The sequence below is a fragment of the Mesorhizobium sp. M8A.F.Ca.ET.202.01.1.1 genome (assembly GCF_004791595.1).
Taxonomy (GTDB): Bacteria; Pseudomonadota; Alphaproteobacteria; order Rhizobiales; family Rhizobiaceae; genus Mesorhizobium.
In genome coordinates this window covers 117328-136249 of the sequence record NZ_SRUN01000010.1, presented here as the reverse complement: position 1 = coordinate 136249, position 18922 = coordinate 117328, and the positions used below count along the sequence as shown (strand labels likewise).

Genomic DNA, 18922 nt, shown 5'->3' with positions numbered 1-18922 from the left:
GCAAACGATCATGGTCAGTCCGCCGGCTTGTGTCAAACATTATATATAATTCTTGCCATGCCCCTACATCATATATAATTTTCCCTGCCAGACGACGGATGGACCGCGATGCAGGATCAAACGAGCTCCACAAAGACGGAGGCAGCCTATCAGCTGTTGCGGCGCGATATCCTGACCACGCGCCTCATGCCCGGCGCCCCGCTCAAACTGAGTGCACTGCGCGGCACCTATGGAGTCGGCTGGACGCCATTGCGCGAAGCCTTGTCGCGGCTCGAGGCCGAACGCCTGGTCACCGCCATCAGCAATCGCGGTTTTACCGTGGCTCGGGTGTCGCGGGCCGAACTGGAGGACCTGGCGCGCGCCAGGATGGTGGTCGAGATCCCCCTGTTCCTCGAATCGATGGAGAAAGGCGGCAAGGAATGGGAAGATGCCGTGGTCACCGCCCACTACCGGCTCTCCCGTTGCAAAACCGCGGTCGACGATCCCTCGGATGCGGCGGTCGACAAATGGGACGAGAATCACGAGGCTTTCCATGCGGCGCTGCTGAGTGCCGCCACATGCGATTGGCTGTTGCGTTTCCGCTCGACGATCTCGGATCAATTGCGCCGGCATCATCGCTTTCTTGGTCTGGCGCCGACATTGCGGGCCGCGGCCGGCCTCAAGGATGGCTACGAAGAGGCGATGGAGGCGCTGCGCGAAGCGATTGCGATCGAACACCATACCGCGATCATGGAAGCGGCACTCGATCGTGACGTCGAGCGGGCCAAGGCGCTGATGGTGGCCCATATCGGCTACACCCTGCACGTCTATGTCCACAGCGAAGACAGCGGCCCGACCAAATACGCCGCCCGCGCCGGCAGCTTGAAAGCTGGTTCGGGATGACTCCGGCGCTTCCGCGACACCTATTCGCACGCGTTGGTCGGAGTGGGGCCGGACGCCTGGGTCCATCGCTGCCCCGAAGCTGCCAGTCGTTGGCGTTTTGGTTTCGTTTCGTTCCGCGAATAACGGACCGATAAATTATACAATCCGCCCGGGGAAAGCCTTCCGAACGGCTGACGCCAAACTCGGGAGCGGATGGGCCACAGGCCATTAACCATAACGATTTCAATGGGCCTGCCGATGGCGGAAAAGGTCGGCTTCTGCCCGCCGTAGCGGACAAAAAACATCCGCAGCCTTAACAAATTCATTAAACTTTAAACGGTTGCGGAACACAACTGGAACAGATAGTGTTTGTTCTGGGTTTGTTTTTTCGATTCTGGTTCAGACCTTCGTTCAATGCCTTGGGGGCCGCCATGCTGACACGCAAGCAACATGAACTGCTGATGTTCATCCACGAACGGCTCAAGGAAAGCGGGATACCGCCCTCCTTCGACGAGATGAAGGAAGCGCTCGATCTTGCCTCCAAATCCGGGATTCATCGCCTGATCACGGCGCTGGAGGAACGCGGCTTCATTCGCCGGCTACCCAATCGGGCGCGCGCGCTGGAGGTGCTGCGGCTGCCGGATTCGATCGCGCCCGGCCTGAACGCGGCAAAGAAATTTTCGCCCAGCGTCATCCAGGGCAGCCTTGGTCAAAACAATCTTGGCCGCCAGCTCAAGCCGGCGACGGCGCCTTCGCGTCTGCCCGCGGCCGGCAATGACGACGATGTGGTTTCAGCCGTGTCCATCCCGGTCATGGGCCGTATCGCCGCCGGTGTGCCGATCGATGCCATCCAGCATCAGACGCATTCGATCTCGGTGCCGCCGGATATGATCATGGGCGGCGAGCACTATGCGCTGGAGGTCAAGGGTGACTCGATGATCGAGGCTGGTATCTTCGACGGCGACACGGTCATCATCCGCAATGCGAACACGGCAAGTCCGGGCGAAATCATCGTGGCGCTGGTCGACGAGGAGGAAGCGACGCTGAAGCGGTTCCGCCGTAAAGGCGCCTCGATCGCGCTCGAAGCCGCCAATCCAGCCTACGAAACGCGTATTTTCGGGCCGGACAGAGTCAAGGTACAAGGCAAGCTGGTCGGGCTGATCAGGCGCTACTGAGCCGGTTTGCCATCGGACTTGTCTGGCTTTTTATAGGGCGGCAGCCCCCTCGCCTCGCGTGAGAATTTTCGCTGCTCGTGCCAGGGCCGGTATGGTCCGTCGACAGCGAATTCGATCACAGCCGGGGTTGTGGCCGACTGGGGATCGAAGAAGACGGCAGCACTTCCCTTGCGGGCGAGCTGCCGTTTCGTGACGACGACAACCAGCGGATTGTGGCAGGCGTCATAGGCGGTCGCGTCATTGACGACGATCAGGTCGGCGAAGGCGCAGGCTTTCCAGGTGTTCTTGCGATCCTCGACATAGGCGACGATCGCGCCGGAAGGGTGCCTGGCAAGGCAAAGGCCTTCGCGGCAATAGAACGGCGATCCCTGCGGCAGGTCGGTGGGAGCGGCAATATCGAATTGCCCGTCCGCCTTGTCGAACATTTCCGGTTTGACGATTGTTTCGGAGACCAGAGCGCGTTTCCAGTTGTCGGCCGCGAATTCGTTCGGACGTTCCCGGTTGACGGCCAGTTCGCCATTGCCGATCGGCAGTGCGACCAGCCGTGCGTCTTCCGAGATCAGCACGTCGGGCGTGCGTATGTCCGACACAGTCAACAGACCGGCAAGTGCGAATGGCAGTGCCGCGAGCCGCAGCCAGGTCGTCGCCATCGTCGCGATGACCAGCGCGACGGCCACCAGCAGCACGGATTGCTGCGAGATCAGACCTACCCCATCGATTGGCGAGCGCTCCGATATCCATGACGATACGGCGATCATCGCTGTCAGGCCTTTGCCCATCACGTAGAGAAACGGGCCGTCGGCGCCGAAGGGCATCGCCAGCGAACTGAGGACCGCAAAAGGCATGACGACCACCGACACGATCGGCATGACGGCCAGATTGGCGAACAGGCTGAGCGGCGATACGCGCTGGAAATGCCAGATGGCAAACAGCGCCGTCGCGCTGCCGGCAATGATGGAGGTCATGGCCAATCCACCTGTCGCCAGCAGGAATTTTCGCGTCAGGAACCCGGGTAGTGACCGCTTTGGCGACGGTGGCCTCGTCTTACCAGCGCGGTGGTCCGCCCAGCCGGCATAGGCGCCAACAAGGGCCGCGGTTGCCGCGAACGACATCTGGAAGCTCGGGCCGACGACCTCGTGCGGGGAAACCAGGATAACGGCGATCGCCGAGATGGCCAGGTTGCGCATGGTGAGCGCCGCGCGATCGAACAAGACGGCAATCAGCATCACCGCCAGCATGATGAAGCTGCGTTCGGCCGCAACGACGACACCGGAAATGACGAGATAGGCGGCGATCGAGAAAAGTGCGGCGGCGGCCGCATATTTCTTCACCGGCCGGCGCGCGGAAAAGTCTGGAAACAGCGCGAAGGCACCGCGCAACAGACCCATGATGGTGCCGGCGACCAGCGCCATATGCAGTCCCGAAATGGAAATGATGTGATAGATGCCGGTACGCCGCATCGCTTCGTTGATTTCATCGGGAATGCCGGCGCGCACGCCGACGATCAGCGCCGCCGCGATCTCGCCTTCGGCGCCGCCGATGCTGCCCCTGATGTGGTCGGCGATGGCTTCGCGGGCGTTTTCGATGCTTGAAAAAAGACGGGCTGGCAGCGACATCTCACCATCGTCGGTAGCGACAACCGTTGGATTGCCGAGAAAGAAGCCGCTGCCGCCGATGCCTGCGAAATAGCTGTCGAAGGAGAAGTCGTAGCTGTCCGGCCGCACCGGACCGGTCGGCGGCAGCAGTTTGGCGTAGCCTGTGATAAGCGAGCCAGCGGTCATTTCCGGCGGTATCTTGCGTGCCGAAAGCCGGACCCTTTCCGGCGCATAGCGCAATTTCGGCCGGGCGGTCGAAATCACGTCCATGGTCAACCGGATACGGCCGCTCTCCATCTCCTCGAGCGAGACCACGCGGCCGGTCAATTGAGTCGAGATTTCCGAACCCAGCATCCGGGTTCCTGCTCGCCATGTTTCGACCTTCGCCGCGAGCAGGCCCAGCGCGCACAACAGCACTGCCATGAAACACAGATGGGTTTTCGGCCAGGAACGCGAGACGAATGCACAGGTCGCCGCCAGCACCATGACCGCGACAGGCTTTGCAAAATCGGGCTCGGTCGCCAGCGAAAAGTAGCCGATCGCCCCAACCGCCAGGCAGACCGGCACCAGCAGGAAGGCGATGCCCCGGTCAAGTTCCAGCTCCGCCGCCTTGGCCAAGCCGTGGCGCAGGCGAAGCAAGGATATCCGGCCGATTTGCCGGCGCGCGCGCACGATCCTGCGTGCGGCAGGAGACGGAGTTGGCGCCGGCAAGCCCGCTTGCAACGGCTGGGTTGCGGGCGCAGCCACGAGCGGCGATGGCAGCGGGATCGCCGGAGGCGTCGCAAACAAGGACCGTTCGCTGACGCCGACAATGGCGCCCTCGCCCCGATCCGAGCCCCGGCCTCGTCCAGTCATCGGGTCTGCCCCTTGCGCCCTCGACACCCTATGCTACATGAACGCGCGAAGCGCGAAAGTCCGCGCCCTCCGCACCCAGCTTCAGACGTTTTCCGAGAGTTCCATGTCCGACAAGGTCATCACCCGTTTTGCCCCCTCGCCGACCGGCTATCTGCACATCGGCGGCGCGCGCACGGCACTGTTCAACTGGCTCTATGCCAAGCATACCGGCGGTACGATGCTGCTGCGCATCGAGGACACCGATCGGGAGCGTTCGACCGATGCGGCCACATCAGCCATTCTCGACGGCCTGACCTGGCTCGGCCTGTCATGGGACGGCGATGCGGTTTCCCAATTCGAGCGGGCGCCGCGCCATCGTGAGGTGGCCGAGGAACTGGTGCGGCTGGGCAAGGCCTATTACAGCTACGAGACTTCAGCCGAGCTCGAGGCGATGCGCGAGGCAGCACGCGCCAAGGGCCTGCCGCCACGCTATAACGGCCACTGGCGTGAGCGCGATCCGTCGGAGGCACCCGCCGGCGTCAGGGGCGCCATCCGCATCAAGGCACCGACCGAGGGCGAGACGGTGGTGCAGGATCGGGTCCAGGGCGAGGTGCGCTTCCCCAACAAGGATCTCGACGACTTCATCATCCTGCGCTCGGACGGCAACCCGACCTATATGCACGCCGTCGTCGTCGACGACCACGACATGGGCGTCACCCACATCATCCGTGGCGATGATCACCTGACCAACGCCGCCCGCCAGACCGTGATCTACAACGCCATGGGCTGGGACGTGCCTTCGATGTCGCATATCCCGCTGATCCATGGCGCCGACGGCGCCAAACTGTCGAAGCGCCACGGCGCGCTTGGTGTCGAGGCCTATCGCGCCATGGGCTATCTGCCGGAGGCCCTGCTCAATTACTTGGCGCGTCTCGGCTGGAGCCATGGCGACGACGAGATCATGTCGATCAAGGACATGATCTCGTGGTTCGACATCGGCGACGTCAACAAGGGCGCGGCGCGCTTCGATTTCGCTAAGCTCGAGGCGTTGAACGGCGTCCATATGCGCCGCATGGCCGATTCCGAATTGTTCGACATTTTCATCGCCACCTTGCCTTATCTGGAGGGCGGCCCGGCGATGGCGGCGCGCCTCGACGAGAAGAACAAGGCGCAGTTGCTGGCAGCCCTTCCGGGCCTGAAGGAGCGCGCCAAGACGCTGGTCGAGCTCGTCGACGGCGCTGCCTTCCTGTTTGCCGCGCGGCCGCTGCCGATCGACGACAAGGCGGCGCTCCTGCTCAATGACGATGCCCGCAAGATCCTGCGCGGCGCTCACGAAGCTTTGAAGTCGCTGTCGGGTGAGTGGACGGCGGCCACGGCTGAGGCCGCCATCCGCGAGTACGCCCTGACTGGCGGCCATAAGCTTGGTGCCGTGGCCCAGCCGTTGCGTGCTGCCTTGACCGGCAAAAGCACTTCACCGGGCGTATTCGACGTGCTGGCCGTGCTGGGGCGTGAGGAAAGCCTGGCCCGCATAGCGGATCAAATCGATTAGCAGCAAACTGGCCCAAGAAGATTGGCATTGAAAGGCGCGTTTCGCAGTGCAACATTATGTCTTGGCCCAATCTGGCACGCACCTCCTAGAATGCGGTGGCGAAGACGCGCATTGCGGTGATTTCGACGTGTCGCTCTGCGGAATTTGCCTTTGCCGGCATGAGGAAACAAGAAGGAGTTTGCAATGACCGAAGCTGCGAAAAAACTGGATGTGGGCGGCCAAGAGGCCACGGCAACGCTCGAATTCGCCGGCAAGACCCACGAATTCAAGGTGCGAAGCGGCTCGGTCGGACCTGACGTCATCGACATCGCCTCGCTCTACAGCACCACCGGCGCTTTCACCTATGACCCCGGCTTCACCTCGACGGCAAGCTGCGAGTCGGAAATCACCTTCATCGATGGTGATGCCGGCATCCTCCTGCACCGCGGCTACCCGATCGACCAATTGGCCGAACATGGCGATTTCCTCGAAGTCTGCTATCTCCTGCTCTACGGCGAACTGCCCACCAAGGCGCAGAAGGACGATTTCGATTACCGCGTGACGCGCCACACCATGGTGCACGAGCAGATGTCGCGCTTCTTTACCGGCTTCCGCCGCGACGCGCACCCGATGGCGGTGATGTGCGGCGTGGTTGGCGCGCTGTCGGCCTTCTATCACGACTCGACCGACATCTCCGACCCGTACCAGCGCATGGTTGCGTCCATGCGCCTGATCGCCAAAATGCCGACGATCGCGGCCATGGCCTACAAGTACCACATCGGCCAGCCCTTCATTTACCCGAAGAACGATCTCGGTTTCGCGGCAAACTTCCTGCATATGTGCTTTGCCGTGCCGTGCGAGGAATACAAGATCAACCCGGTGCTGGCGCGCGCCATGGAGCGCATCTTCATCCTGCACGCCGACCACGAGCAGAACGCTTCGACCTCGACCGTTCGTCTCGCCGGCTCTTCGGGCGCCAACCCCTTCGCCTGCATTGCCGCCGGGATCGCTTGCTTGTGGGGCCCGGCCCATGGCGGCGCCAACGAAGCGGCGCTCAACATGCTGGGCGAGATCGGCCATGTCGATCATATCCCGGAATTCATCGCCCGTGCCAAGGACAAGAACGATCCGTTCCGGTTGATGGGCTTTGGCCACCGCGTCTACAAGAACTACGATCCGCGTGCCAAGATCATGCAGAAGACGGCGCATGAGGTCCTGGGCGAGCTCGGCATCAAGGATGATCCGCTGCTCGACATCGCGATGGAGCTGGAAAAGATCGCGCTGACCGATCCCTATTTCATCGAGAAGAAGCTCTATCCGAACGTCGACTTCTACTCCGGCATCACGCTGAAGGCGCTGGGCTTCCCCACCACCATGTTCACCGTGCTGTTCGCGGTCGCCCGCACGGTCGGTTGGATCGCGCAGTGGAAGGAAATGATCGAGGATCCGCGCCAGAAGATCGGTCGCCCGCGCCAGCTCTACACCGGCGCGCCGGAGCGCGACTACGTACCGATTGCGAAGAGATGAGGCAATAGGGATTGGGCTGTAGGGAATAGGCCTGCCCACTGCCTACTGATTGCTCTTGATGCACCCCATCACCACCTCCGCAGCGATATCGCCGGAGGGCCTGTCGGTCGCCATCCGCCTTGCCACTTCCGCAAAGCCGTCCTTCTGCCAGGCTCGGTAGCCGGTGTCTGAAAACAGCGCCTCGAGCTGCCGCGCCAGATAGCGCGGCCGCACATATTGGTTGTAGTGCTCCGGCACCACGATCTGGTCGGCAATCAGATTGGGCAGGGCCGCACTCCACACCGTGACCAGCCCCTGGGCCATGCGCATCACCGGATCGAGCCGGTAGCACGAGATCATCGGCACGCCGGACAGCGCCAGTTCCAACGACACTGTTCCCGAGGCGATCAGTGCCGCATCGGCTTTGCCGAAGGCCTGCCATTTGCGCTCAGGCTCAAGGATGATCTCAGGCTTTTCATCCCAGCGAGCGACCGATGTTTTGATCAGGTCAGCGACATGCGGCACCGTCGGCAACAGCAGGCGCAAGCGATGTCCGCGCGCCCGCAATGCCGAGACCGTCTCACCAAACGGACCAATAAGCCGGCTCGCTTCGCCGCGCCGCGATCCCGGCAGGACGAGCAGCGTCTTGACACGATCGCCCGAGAGATCGCGCGGCTGGCCTTGCGCCTTGGCCGCGCCAAGTACGCCGGGATCATGCGTCAGGCGATGTCCGACATAGGTGCCGGGCGGGCCACCGAGGCGGCTGAGTTCCTTCACTTCGAAAGGCAGGATGCACAGTATGTGGTCGACGTAGGGCTTCATCGCCGCCGCCCTGCCCGGCCGCCACGCCCAGACGCTCGGGCAGACATAGTGGACGATCGGGATGTTCGGATCGGCGGCTCGAACCTTTTTGGCGACGCGCAGCGAAAAGTCAGGGCTGTCGATGGTGATGAGGCAGTCGGGCTTTTCAGCGGCGACGGCACTTGCCGTCTGGCTGATCCGCCGCATCAGGCGCGGCAGGTCGCGCAGGATGGCGCTGAGCCCCATCAGTGCGATCTCTGATCCGTCGAACAGCGGCGCCAGCCCAAGCGCCCGCAGATGCCGCCCGCCAATGCCGACGAGGCGCACCTCGCGCCCGGTCATGCGTTTCAGGGCCTGGACGATGTCGGCGCCAAGCAGGTCGCCGGATTCTTCGCCGGCGACGATCGCGATCTTCAGCGGCTTCTCAGCTGCCATGGGCAGGCCCCGCGGCCGGCAGGCCGATCACGAACAGACCGAGCGCATTGGCGCGCGCAACGACAGTCGGCCCTTCGAGGATCAACGAGCGGCCGGCTTCGACGGCAATGCCGGCAAGGCCGGCTTCATGCGCCGCCTCGACCGTTTGCGGGCCGATAGAGGGAAGATCGGCGCGCAGTTCCTGGCCGGGCTTGGCGCATTTAACCAGGACGCCGCGCGTTTTGCCGGCGAGCCTGCCATGGCCACGCAGTTGCTGCGTCCGCTCGAGCAGACCGCCGGTGCCCTCGATGCCTTCCAGGGCAATGACGCGACCGCCGATCGCAATAGCGGCCTGGCCGATGTCGAGCGCGCCGATGGCCTTTGCCGCCGCATGCGCCGCCTCGATGTCGCGCCAGTCCGACTTTCGCGGCACTGCCTTGGTCAGCGGCCCCTCAGTCGCGACAAGTTTCGGCACGACTTCGTGCGCGCCGACGACCTTGATGCCGCGCGCCTCCAGGCCTCGGGTCAATATCTTCAACAGGCCGTCATCGCCGCGCGCAAGCGCCATGGCGGCGGAGGATATCACAGCCAGCAGGCCGAAGCTCGGGCGCATGTCGATCAGACGCGGCCTGCGCCTGATCTCGCCGGCAAGCACGAGATGGCTGATCCGCCGGCGCCTCAGCAAGGCAGCCAGCGAGCCGATGTCTTCCAGGGCAAGGCTTTCATGCTCATAGACCGTGAGCTCGGACTGACGGTCGGCCTGGCCTTCGACCAAGATGATGACGGGCGGATGTCCGCCCTCCGCCAGCCCTTCGGCGACTTCGACCGGCAGGCTGCCGCCGCCGGCAATGATGCCGACCCTGGCATCAGGCGGGAGATCAAGACCAGCCGCGGCCGTCTCAGCCTTCGTCATCGGTGTCGCCATCGCCGCCCTTGAGCGATGGCACCGCATAGTGTCGCTTGCCGCGACTGGTGATGAAATCGATGATCTTCATTGCAGTCGGTGACGAGGCGAACTCGGCCTTGGCGAACTCGATATTCTCGCCGACGGTCCGGGAGCGGTCGAAGATCGTCTTGTAGGCCTTGCGCAGCAGATAGATTTCGGAACGCGGCAAACCGGCGCGCTTGAGGCCGATGATGTTCAAGCCGCGCAAGCTGGCGCGGTTGCCGACCGCGATGGCATAGGGAATGACATCACCAACAAAAGCCGAGCACCCGCCAAGAAAGGCGTTGTCGCCAACGCGCACAAATTGATGGACGGCGCTGAGGCCGCCAATATAGACGTTGTCACCGATTTCGCAGTGTCCGCCCAGCGTCGCGCCGTTGGCGAAGGTGGCGTTCTTGCCGACGGCGCAATCATGGGCGATATGGGCGTAGGCAAGGAAATTGCCATTGTCGCCCACCGTCGTTTCGCCGCGGCTGGTGTCGGTGCCGACATGCATGGTCACGCCTTCGCGGATGGTGCAGTTGGCGCCGATGACCAGGGTGGTGCGGCCGCCCTTGTGCTTGGTATTCTGCGGCGGCGCGCCCAGGATCGCCATCGGATAGACCTTGGTCGACGCCCCGATAGTGGTAGGGCCCATCACCGAGACATGGCTGACCAGTTCGACACCGTCGCCGATCACGGCATCGGCGCTGACATGGCAGAACGGCCCAATGCGCACACCCTGGCCGATCTGGGCGCCTCCTTCGACGACGGAGGAAGGATGGATTGACGTCTTGATTTTCATAGGCACTCGATCGTCAGTCGCCGGTGACCATCATGGCTGAAATCTCGGCCTCGGCCGCCTTGGTACCTTCGACCAGGGCTTCGCAGGCGAATTTGAGCAGGTTGCCGCGCTTCTTGATTTTCTTGACATGGATCTTCAACTGGTCGCCGGGAACGACCGGTTTGCGGAATTTGGCGTTGTCGATGGTCAGGAAATAGACCAGCGACGGTTTCGACGCCCCGAGGCTGCGAATGCAGATGGCGCCGGCCGTCTGCGCCATGGCCTCGACGATGAGCACGCCCGGCATCACCGGCTGCTCCGGGAAATGCCCCTGAAAATGCGGCTCGTTTATGGTCACGTTCTTGATGCCGATAGCGGAGTCGTCACCATCGATGTCCACGATGCGGTCGATCATGAGGAAGGGGTAACGGTGCGGCAGGAGCTTCATCAGCCCCAATATGTCAACCGCTTCCAGCGTTGTCGCCGCCACCATGTCAGCCATTGTCCTTGCCCTGCTTGCGTGCTCTGGCCATCGTGCGCAACATGGCTATCTCTCGCATGGCTTCCGCCATCGGCTGTGCCGGATAGCCACCCCATATCTCGCCGGCGGGAACATTGCTCATAAATCCACTTCTGGCGGCAAGCTTGGCACCTGTACCAATCGTCAGATGATCCGCAAGCCCGACGCCGCCGCCCATAGTGACATTGTCACCCACCACCACGGAACCGGAAATACCCGAAAGCCCGGCCACTATGCAATTGCGACCGATGCGGACGTTATGGGCGATCTGCACGAGATTGTCGATCTTTGTGCCTTGCCCAATGATCGTATCGGACATCGCGCCGCGATCGACTGTGGAATTGGAGCCGATCTCGACATCATCCTGGATAACGACGCGTCCGATTTGCGGGACCCGTTCCGGGCCCTTGGCGCCGCCGACAAAGCCAAAGCCGTCCTGGCCGATCCTGGCCCCACCATGGATGATGACCCGATTGCCGATCAGTGCGTACTGGATGCTGGCGCCCGGGCCGACATATCCGTCACGGCCGATCTGGCAGGACTGTCCGATGACGGCGTTCGGCGCAATGACGGTGCCGCTGCCGATCGAGACGCCAGGCCCGACGACGGCGCCAGCCTCGATGACGACGCCGGCTTCGACATGCGCGGTCGGGTCGACATGGGCATGCGGCGAAACGCCGGTTTCGCCAGTCATCGGCCCCGGCGTGGCGGCTGTCGGGAACAGCAGGCGCCCAACCAGCGCGAAAGCCTGTTGCGGCCGCGGATGGATCAGGACGGCGATGCCGGCAGGCGCCTTGTTCGCGAATTCCGCCGGACACAGCACCGCAGCCGCCCGCAGCGACGGCATCAGCGCGGAATTACGCCTTCCATCGACGAAGACGAGCGCGTTGGCGCCGCCTTCACTGGCTGGCGCCAACGCTTCGATCGAAACGTCGGATTGGCCCGAATCGACAAGCACCGAGCCAGTCAGATTCGCGACTTCGGCCGCCGTATACCGGCGTGATGGCGCGAAGAACACCGGATCGGTCATTCCAGAAGCTATATCCAGCTAGGTCGGAACATTTCTCCCGGATCCAAAACCCGGGAGCATCGTTGGCCGCCGATCAGAAGCGGGTCGATATGCCGAAGTTGAATTCCTGCACGTCGTCGCTCGCCTCTTTCCTGACCGGGATCGCATAGTCGATACGGATCGGGCCGAAGGGCGAGGCCCACATCAGGCCGAGACCGACCGAGGCGCGCAACTTCATGCCGGTAGAATCTTGATCGACCAGCCCAGTCGCAAGCTTGCTGCCATAGAGCGTCGCCGCATCGGCGAACACCGCGCCACGCAAGCCGAAGCTCTCCGGAACAACCGGCAGCGGGAACTGGGCTTCGGCCGAAGCGTTGAAGTAGGTCGTGCCACCCAGGTGGTCACCGCTGGTGTCGCTGGCAACCGGGCCGATACCACCATAGGCAAAGCCGCGGATCATGCGGTCGTTGCTCTGGAAGTGATCGAAGATGCGCAGGTCGCCGTTGCCATATCCCTCGACATGACCGGCCCCGCCCGAAAGGAGCCCGACAAGGTCAAGCTGTTCGGACAGCGTCTGATAGATGCTGCCCCGTCCGGTGATCTTCACGAATTTGGCATCGCCACCGAGACCCGCGACCTCCACGGTAGTGTTGGCGTAGATCCCCTCATGCGGGTTCTTCATGTCGTCGATCGTGTTGTAGACCAGCCCCAGGCTGACCGAAGACTTGATCCACGGACTCTGCTCGATGCCGTCCAGAATGGCCTGTGAGATGTTACAGCTGCCGTCGGGATCTCCGATGGAGGTAGGACCGCAACTATCGTCGACCTTATATTTCTCCTGCGAGATATTATACGCCAACTGGGTCGTGATGCTGTTGGTGATCGGCAGCCCGAAGCGGATCGTCGCGCCGGTGGTGTCGCTGTCGTAGTTGTTGTTGTATTCCCGCGTCGACCTGTAGATGTCGAAACCGGCAGCGATGCGCCGCCCGAGAAAATAAGGCTCGGTGAACGACAGGCTGTAGTCACGCGAGTTCTTGCCGCCGCCGGCCGACAGCTTGATGAACTGGCCACGGCCGAGGAAGTTGCGCTCGGTGATCGATCCTTCGACCGACGGTCCGGCCGCGTCGCCACCGGTCGAATAGCCGGCGCCGATCGAGAACTCACCGGTCGACTTCTCGACCACGTCGACGACGAGCACAACTTGGTCAGGGGCCGAGCCAGGCACGGTCGAAATGTCGACTTTGTCAAAATAATTCAGGTCTTCCAGGCGCTTCTTCGCGCGCTGGATGAGCACCTGGTTGAACGCGTCGCCTTCGCTGACATCGAATTCGCGGCGGATGACATAGTCACGCGTACGATCGTTGCCGCGGATCTCGATGCGCTCGACATAGGCCTTGGTGCCCTGGTCCACCGTGTAGACAACCGAGATCGTGTGGTTCTCGAAGTTGCGGTCGCCGCGCGGCGTCACCTGCGCAAAGGCATAGCCGGAACCGGCTACCTTTTCCGTCAACGCGATGATCGAGTCTTCGACATCCTTGGCGTTGTAGACATCACCCTTGCGGGTTTCGACCACCGATTCCAGCGACTTGGAGTCCACTTCCGGGATCGTGCTTTCGACGCTGATGTCGCCGAAATTATAGCGATCGCCTTCCTGGACGGTGATGGTGACCGTGTATTTGTTGGTCGCATTGTCGAGTTCGCCGACGGCGGACACGACCTGGAAATCGGCATAGCCGTGATTGTAGTAGAAACGGCGCAGCAATTCCTGGTCGGCGCGCAGCTTGTCTTCGTCATAGACGTCATCGCGCAGGATGAACGAGACCCAGGATGAACGCTTGGTGTTGATCACGTCCGACAGGCGGCGGCTGGAATAGGCGCTGTTGCCGACGAAATTGATTGCCGCGATCTGCGTGCGATCGCCTTCGGTGACGTGGAAGACCACGTTCACGCGGTTGTCGCCGAGCTCCATGACCTGCGCGGTCACGCCGGCATCGTCACGGCCGATGCGCCTGTAAGCGGCCTTGACCGCCTCGACGTCCGAATCGAGCGTGGCCTGCGAGAACGTGCCGCGCGGCTTCAGCTGAACCGCTGCCTGAAGCGCGTTGTCCTTGAGCTTCTTGTTGCCCTGAAACAGCACCTGGTTGACGACCTTGTATTCCGAAACCTTAACCACCAGGGTCGAGCCGACCTGATTGATCTGGACATCCGAGAACAGGCCGGTGCCGAACAGCGCCTTGACCGCGGCGTCGACATCGGAGCTGGAGAAGGCCTTGCCCGGCTTGATGGTGATGTAATTGCGGATGGTATCGGCGTCGACACGCTGGTTGCCGCTCACCTCAACCCTGCTTACGACAGCGGCTTCGGCCGCCGATGTGGCAACGAACTGCACTGCGAACGCACCTGGTACGACCAGAGCGGCGGACAGTGCCGCCGCTGACGCGGCGTTTAGAAACTTGGATGCTGCCTTCATCGGGCTTAATAACCTTTTCTCGTAGTCCCCACGGCGAGAAAACCGGACGTGCGGTCATTTCCCCTACCGTATTAACCGGATTTTCCCTACACGCAAGGCTTCTGGTTAATTTGTATTTACTTAACCCTGTTGCGTGGCTTTCGCGTCACTCATATCCCCGGGCATGGTAAACGGCGTCTCAACATCGCCCATGCCCAGGCCAAATTCCTTCATGATTTCAGCACCCAAAGAGATCGTTCCAGAACACGAACCCCATGAAGCACAGCACCACAAGCAGACCAGCCCGATAGGCCATTTCCATCATCCGTTCCGACACTGGCCGGCGGATGACGGCCTCCACCCCGTAGAACAACAGATGGCCGCCGTCGAGGGGGGGAATCGGCAAAAGGTTTAGAATGCCTATCCCCACGGACAGCAGCGCGACAAGCTGCACCAGCCACTCGAAACCGAGTTTGGCAGCCTTGCCGGCCATGTCGGCGATCTTGACCGGGCCACCCAGCTGGCACTTGTCCTCGCGCCCGACCGCGAAGCGTTGCAGGAACTGTCCGGTGCGCTCGATGACGTGGCCCGTTTCCTCAACCGCCGCCGCGACCGCCCCAACGGGGGTGTAGGTGATGAGACGGGGCTGGCCGAGTTCCTTGTTGTTGACGACGCCGATCACCGCAACCTTGACCTTGTTGCCGAGCGCGTCCTCCTGCTCCATCAGCCGCGGCGACGCGGTCACCGTGACCTCCTTGCCGTTGCGCAGCATGACAAAGGTGATGGTGTCGCCGGCCCGGCCCGAAACCAGCCGCTGCACGTCTCCGAAAGTTTCGACCTTGCTGCCGTCGACGCTGACGAATCGGTCGCCAGGCAAAATGCCGGCCTTGGCCGCCGGGCTGTCGGCGGTAACCTCCGCCACCATGGGCTCCGCGACATAACGCCCATAGGAGGCAAACAGCACGGAAAAGACCACGATCGCCAGCAGGAAGTTGAACAGCGGCCCGGCCGCCACCGTTGCCGCGCGCTTCCAGATCGCCTGGGTGTGGAAGGCAACCTTGCGTTCCTCGTCGGTCAGCGTTTCGAGCTCTTCCGATGTCGGCTGGCTGGAGGTGGCGCTCATGTCGCCGACAAACTTGACATAACCGCCGAGCGGTATGGCGCAAAGCTTCCAGCGCGTGCCATGCCTGTCGTTGAAGCCGATGAGCTCCGGACCGAAGCCGATCGAGAAGGCCTTGACCCCGATGCCGCACCAGCGGCCAACGAGGTAGTGGCCCATCTCGTGAACGAACACCACCACGGTGAGCACGAAGAGAAACGGCACGAGCGTGCCGAGAAAGAGGCCTTCGGTGCTGAAAATCGCGTGAAGAATCTCGTTCAACTCAGGCCCTCAAGTTCTTTCGCGGTCGCGGCGTGACTGTGACATCAATCCAGGCGAATCCAAGGCACGTCGGCGCCAGATCGTGGCATGACAGCATTCAAATGGGAAACAGCCCCTGTGCCGGATGGTCGGCGCCCGCGGAAATCCAACCGATGACGTATAGGGCAAGAGCGGCCGCGACAAGCCCGTCGACACGATCCATGATGCCGCCATGGCCAGGAATGAGCACGCCGGAATCCTTGCAGCCGTGCCGCCGTTTGACCCAGGATTCGAACAGGTCGCCCGCTTGGGCGACAACTGACAGCGCCAGCGCCACAAGGCCGAGCAACGCCAGGTTGCCGGCGCCGGCAACGGCTGCCAGCAGAAGTCCCGCGACGACGCCACCGACCGCCCCGCCGAACGCGCCGCTGCGCGTCTTGCCTGGCGAAATCGACGGCGCCAGTTTAGGCCCGCCGACGGCGCGTCCGACGAAATAGGCAAAAATGTCGGTTGCCCAGACGACCGCGAACAGGAACAGGATGGCGACGAGGCCCGAATGGTCGCCATCGCGCAGCAGGGCAAGCGACAGGCCCGACACGCAGGCATAGGCAAGGCCGCCAGCGTCCCACTGGCCGATCTTGCGAATTCCCGCGCTGGTCGCCGTTATCGCAACCAGAATCACGACCACTGGCAGCAGCCACAATGCGGACAGGCCAGCGATCAAGGCGCCGACGAAAATGACCATCAGCGCTTCCGGCAGCAAACCAAGCCCGTCGGCCGCGGCGGGCCGCGACATACGTGTCCACTCATAAAAGATCATTGCCGACATGACCGCGCACAGCAGCCGGAAAGGCAGGCCGCCAAGCCAGGTCAGGCCAAGGGCGACAATGGCGAGCACGACCGCCGAAATCACACGCAGCTGAAGGTTGCTCATCCCGCGGCCGGTCGCGAAGCGACGTCTTGCGGGTCCAGTCCGCCGAAGCGGCGCTCGCGGCCGGCATATTCGCGCAAGGCCTCGGCGAGGTGCTCGCGATTGAAGTCCGGCCAGTAGCAGGGCAGGAAGACGAGTTCGCTGTAGGCAGCCTGCCACAAGAGGAAGTTGGACAGGCGAAGCTCGCCGCTGGTGCGGATGACCAGCTCCGGATCGGGAATGCCTTGAGTGTCGAGAGAGCCGGCAAAGCTTTCGGCGGTGATCGCCTCGCTATCGATTTCACCGCGCGCCACGGCCAGGGCAAGCTTGCGCGCGGTGCGGACGATCTCGTCGCGCCCGCCGTAATTGAAGGCGATCACCAGCGTCAGCGAGGTGTTGTTGATCGTCAGCGATTCGGCTTCCTCGAGCAGTCCCCTGATGTCCGCCTGCAGCCCTGCCCGGTCGCCGATGATCCTGACCCGCACGCCGCTCTGGTGCAGCTCGGCAAGGTCGCGACGGATGAACAGCTTCAACAGACCCATAAGGTCACTGACCTCGGACTTCGGCCGCGACCAGTTCTCCGACGAGAAAGCATAGACGGTCAGGAAGGAGATGCCGAGACCGGGGGCGGCGCGCACCGCCTTGCGCAGCGCCTCGACGCCGGCGCGATGACCCGCGAGCCTCGGCATGCCGCGCGCCTTGGCCCAGCGTCCATTTCCATCCATGATGATCGCGACATGCGCGGGCGTTGTCATGATCTCGCTTTCGGATCAGCCAAGGGCCAACCCTAAACCTGCATGATTTCAGCTTCCTTGTCGGAAAGCAGATGATCGATGGTGCTGATGGTTTCGTCGGTAAGTTTCTGGACCTGGTCGGAACGCTTGCGCTGGTCGTCCTCGCTGATGTCGCCGTCCTTCTCCGCCTTCTTCAGGAAGTCCATGCCGTCGCGCCGCACATGGCGCGCGGCGACACGCGCGTTCTCGGCATAGCCGTGCGAAATCTTGACCAGCTCCTTGCGGCGCTGTTCGTTGAGCTCCGGCAGCGGAATCCTCAGATTGGTGCCGTCGACGATCGGGTTGAAGCCCAGATTGGATTCCCGGATCGCGCGGTCGACCGCGCCGACCATCGACTTGTCCCAGACTGAGACCGAGATCATGCGCGGCTCCGGCACGGTGACGTTGGCCACCTGATTGATCGGCATGGTGGTGCCATAGGCTTGCACCTGGATCGCGTCGAGCAGGTTGCTGGACGCGCGGCCGGTCCGCAGCGAGGCCAGATCATGCTTGAACGCCGCGATTGCCCCATCCATGCGCCGCTTGAGATCGTCGTACTCACCACTCATTTTAGTCTCCTCGACCCGTCTGCCGCGGGTTCACTGCTTCGGGGCAAGGCCCGTGTTCGAGCCTGATTTCGAAACCCGGCTTCCCTTCTTCGGGATCAGGCCCCGGATCACTCGTCCGCGACGACCGTACAGCGGCCGCCGCCCCTCAGAATATCCCCGAAACCGCCCTTTTCGTGGATCGAATAGACGATTATCGGAATGTTGTTTTCGCGCGCAAGTGCAATCGCAGCCGTATCCATGATCGAAAGGCCGCGATTTATGACTTCGGCGTGGCTGATGCGCTCGAAACGCGTCGCGCTGGGGTCCTTTTTCGGGTCGGCCGAATAGACGCCGTCGACCTGCGTGCCCTTGAACAGCGCGTCGGCGCCGATTTCGGCCGCACGGAGCGCGGCAGCCGAATCAGTGGTGAAGAACGGATTGCCGGTGCCGCCGGCGAAGATCACCACCTTGCCCTGGTTCATGTAGGCGGTCGCCTGGCGCTGCGAAAAGCTCTCGCAAAGCTCGGGCATGGCGATCGCGGACAACACGACGGCGTCGACGCCGATCTTGTTCAGCGATGTGCGCAGCGCCAGCGAATTGATGACCGTGGCAAGCATGCCCATATGGTCGCCGGTAACGCGGTCCCCGCCCTTGGAGGCGACGGCCACGCCGCGAAAGATATTGCCGCCGCCAATGACGACACCCACCTCGATGCCCAGCGCGCGCGCCTCGGCGATGTCGCCGGCAATGCGGTCGACGACCGAGACGTCGATGCCGAAATGCTGTTCGCCCATCAACGCTTCGCCCGAAGCTTTCAGCAGAACACGTCGGTAGAGGGGCTTCACCGTCATCTGTTCCTCGAAAATCCCGGCGCGGCAAGCTCCGAAGGCGAAAAAGGCCTCCTGCTTCGCCCGGCGGTGCTGCCATGAC

General features: G+C 62.6%; 16 protein-coding genes. 4 read left to right on the top strand and 12 right to left on the bottom strand.

From position 1 onward, the window contains the following. The first annotated feature begins 108 nt into the window (after positions 1-108). Both EN845_RS21610 and lexA read left to right on the top strand, forming a co-directional pair. Entirely contained in the window at positions 109-882 is a 774-nt protein-coding gene (locus EN845_RS21610) for a GntR family transcriptional regulator (RefSeq protein ID WP_127280510.1), read from the top strand. A 410-nt stretch (positions 883-1292) separates the two neighbouring features. Further along, positions 1293-2036, top strand: coding sequence for a transcriptional repressor LexA (lexA, locus tag EN845_RS21605; protein WP_127280511.1), 744 nt, complete (start codon positions 1293-1295; stop codon positions 2034-2036). On the opposite strand, the gene EN845_RS21600 is transcribed toward lexA, so the two are convergent. Beyond that, positions 2030-4486, bottom strand: coding sequence for a ComEC/Rec2 family competence protein (locus tag EN845_RS21600; protein WP_127872483.1), 2457 nt, complete (start codon positions 4484-4486; stop codon positions 2030-2032). The two genes, lexA and EN845_RS21600, sit on opposite strands and share 7 nt — an antisense overlap. A 103-nt stretch (positions 4487-4589) precedes the next feature. Here EN845_RS21600 and gltX point away from each other — a divergent pair, with 103 nt between their 5' ends. Then, the gene (gene gltX / locus EN845_RS21595; RefSeq protein WP_127279455.1) at positions 4590-6014 is read left to right on the top strand and encodes a glutamate--tRNA ligase; all 1425 of its coding nucleotides are present in this window, start codon (positions 4590-4592) and stop codon (positions 6012-6014) included. A 183-nt stretch (positions 6015-6197) separates the two neighbouring features. Beyond that, the gene (gene gltA / locus EN845_RS21590; protein ID WP_015317794.1) at positions 6198-7520 is read left to right on the top strand and encodes a citrate synthase; all 1323 of its coding nucleotides are present in this window, start codon (positions 6198-6200) and stop codon (positions 7518-7520) included. A 42-nt stretch (positions 7521-7562) separates the two neighbouring features. Here gltA and lpxB read toward each other — a convergent pair whose 3' ends face one another. The 11 genes from lpxB to pyrH form a co-directional block, all read right to left on the bottom strand. Next, positions 7563-8735, bottom strand: coding sequence for a lipid-A-disaccharide synthase (lpxB, locus tag EN845_RS21585; RefSeq protein WP_127279456.1), 1173 nt, complete (start codon positions 8733-8735; stop codon positions 7563-7565). Then, a complete protein-coding gene (gene lpxI / locus EN845_RS21580; RefSeq protein ID WP_245511778.1) occupies positions 8725-9627 on the bottom strand; it encodes a UDP-2,3-diacylglucosamine diphosphatase LpxI in 903 nt (300 codons plus the stop codon). Before lpxI ends, lpxB begins: the two co-directional genes overlap by 11 nt. Then, positions 9614-10444 (bottom strand): acyl-ACP--UDP-N-acetylglucosamine O-acyltransferase, encoded by an 831-nt coding sequence (gene lpxA / locus EN845_RS21575; protein ID WP_127872485.1) that lies wholly within the window; start codon positions 10442-10444, stop codon positions 9614-9616. Before lpxA ends, lpxI begins: the two co-directional genes overlap by 14 nt. 13 nt (positions 10445-10457) lie before the next feature. Beyond that, positions 10458-10925, bottom strand: coding sequence for a 3-hydroxyacyl-ACP dehydratase FabZ (fabZ, locus tag EN845_RS21570; RefSeq protein ID WP_015317790.1), 468 nt, complete (start codon positions 10923-10925; stop codon positions 10458-10460). Then, entirely contained in the window at positions 10918-11973 is a 1056-nt protein-coding gene (gene lpxD, locus EN845_RS21565; RefSeq protein WP_127872486.1) for a UDP-3-O-(3-hydroxymyristoyl)glucosamine N-acyltransferase, read from the bottom strand. The genes fabZ and lpxD overlap by 8 nt, the downstream gene beginning before the upstream one ends. A 73-nt stretch (positions 11974-12046) precedes the next feature. Then, positions 12047-14422 carry an outer membrane protein assembly factor BamA gene (gene bamA, locus EN845_RS21560; RefSeq protein WP_127277855.1) on the bottom strand — a complete coding sequence of 792 codons (2376 nt, stop codon included), beginning with the start codon at positions 14420-14422 and terminating at the stop codon, positions 12047-12049. 217 nt (positions 14423-14639) lie between these two features. Then, a complete protein-coding gene (gene rseP / locus EN845_RS21555) occupies positions 14640-15782 on the bottom strand; it encodes an RIP metalloprotease RseP (RefSeq protein ID WP_127277854.1) in 1143 nt (380 codons plus the stop codon). Positions 15783-15879: 97 nt separating this feature from the next. After that, positions 15880-16695 carry a phosphatidate cytidylyltransferase gene (locus EN845_RS21550; RefSeq protein ID WP_127872487.1) on the bottom strand — a complete coding sequence of 272 codons (816 nt, stop codon included), beginning with the start codon at positions 16693-16695 and terminating at the stop codon, positions 15880-15882. After that, positions 16692-17426: an isoprenyl transferase gene (locus EN845_RS21545; protein WP_127277852.1), complete on the bottom strand. Its 735-nt coding sequence runs from the start codon at positions 17424-17426 to the stop codon at positions 16692-16694. Before EN845_RS21545 ends, EN845_RS21550 begins: the two co-directional genes overlap by 4 nt. A 32-nt stretch (positions 17427-17458) precedes the next feature. After that, on the bottom strand, positions 17459-18013 hold the full coding sequence (gene frr / locus EN845_RS21540; protein WP_027142617.1) for a ribosome recycling factor: 555 nt from the start codon (positions 18011-18013) through the stop codon (positions 17459-17461). A 107-nt stretch (positions 18014-18120) separates the two neighbouring features. Next, entirely contained in the window at positions 18121-18843 is a 723-nt protein-coding gene (gene pyrH / locus EN845_RS21535; protein WP_027142616.1) for a UMP kinase, read from the bottom strand. Positions 18844-18922: the final 79 nt, after the last annotated feature.

Coding starts and splice junctions, on each gene's coding strand:
- EN845_RS21610 (WP_127280510.1), top strand. CDS start 109: ATGCAGGATCAAACGAGCTCCACAAAGACGGAGGCAGCCTATCAGCTG.
- lexA (WP_127280511.1), top strand. CDS start 1,293: ATGCTGACACGCAAGCAACATGAACTGCTGATGTTCATCCACGAACGG.
- EN845_RS21600 (WP_127872483.1), bottom strand. CDS start 4,486: ATGACTGGACGAGGCCGGGGCTCGGATCGGGGCGAGGGCGCCATTGTC.
- gltX (WP_127279455.1), top strand. CDS start 4,590: ATGTCCGACAAGGTCATCACCCGTTTTGCCCCCTCGCCGACCGGCTAT.
- gltA (WP_015317794.1), top strand. CDS start 6,198: ATGACCGAAGCTGCGAAAAAACTGGATGTGGGCGGCCAAGAGGCCACG.
- lpxB (WP_127279456.1), bottom strand. CDS start 8,735: ATGGCAGCTGAGAAGCCGCTGAAGATCGCGATCGTCGCCGGCGAAGAA.
- lpxI (WP_245511778.1), bottom strand. CDS start 9,627: ATGACGAAGGCTGAGACGGCCGCGGCTGGTCTTGATCTCCCGCCTGAT.
- lpxA (WP_127872485.1), bottom strand. CDS start 10,444: ATGAAAATCAAGACGTCAATCCATCCTTCCTCCGTCGTCGAAGGAGGC.
- fabZ (WP_015317790.1), bottom strand. CDS start 10,925: ATGGCTGACATGGTGGCGGCGACAACGCTGGAAGCGGTTGACATATTG.
- lpxD (WP_127872486.1), bottom strand. CDS start 11,973: ATGACCGATCCGGTGTTCTTCGCGCCATCACGCCGGTATACGGCGGCC.
- bamA (WP_127277855.1), bottom strand. CDS start 14,422: ATGAAGGCAGCATCCAAGTTTCTAAACGCCGCGTCAGCGGCGGCACTG.
- EN845_RS21550 (WP_127872487.1), bottom strand. CDS start 16,695: ATGAGCAACCTTCAGCTGCGTGTGATTTCGGCGGTCGTGCTCGCCATT.
- EN845_RS21545 (WP_127277852.1), bottom strand. CDS start 17,426: ATGACAACGCCCGCGCATGTCGCGATCATCATGGATGGAAATGGACGC.
- frr (WP_027142617.1), bottom strand. CDS start 18,013: ATGAGTGGTGAGTACGACGATCTCAAGCGGCGCATGGATGGGGCAATC.
- pyrH (WP_027142616.1), bottom strand. CDS start 18,843: ATGACGGTGAAGCCCCTCTACCGACGTGTTCTGCTGAAAGCTTCGGGC.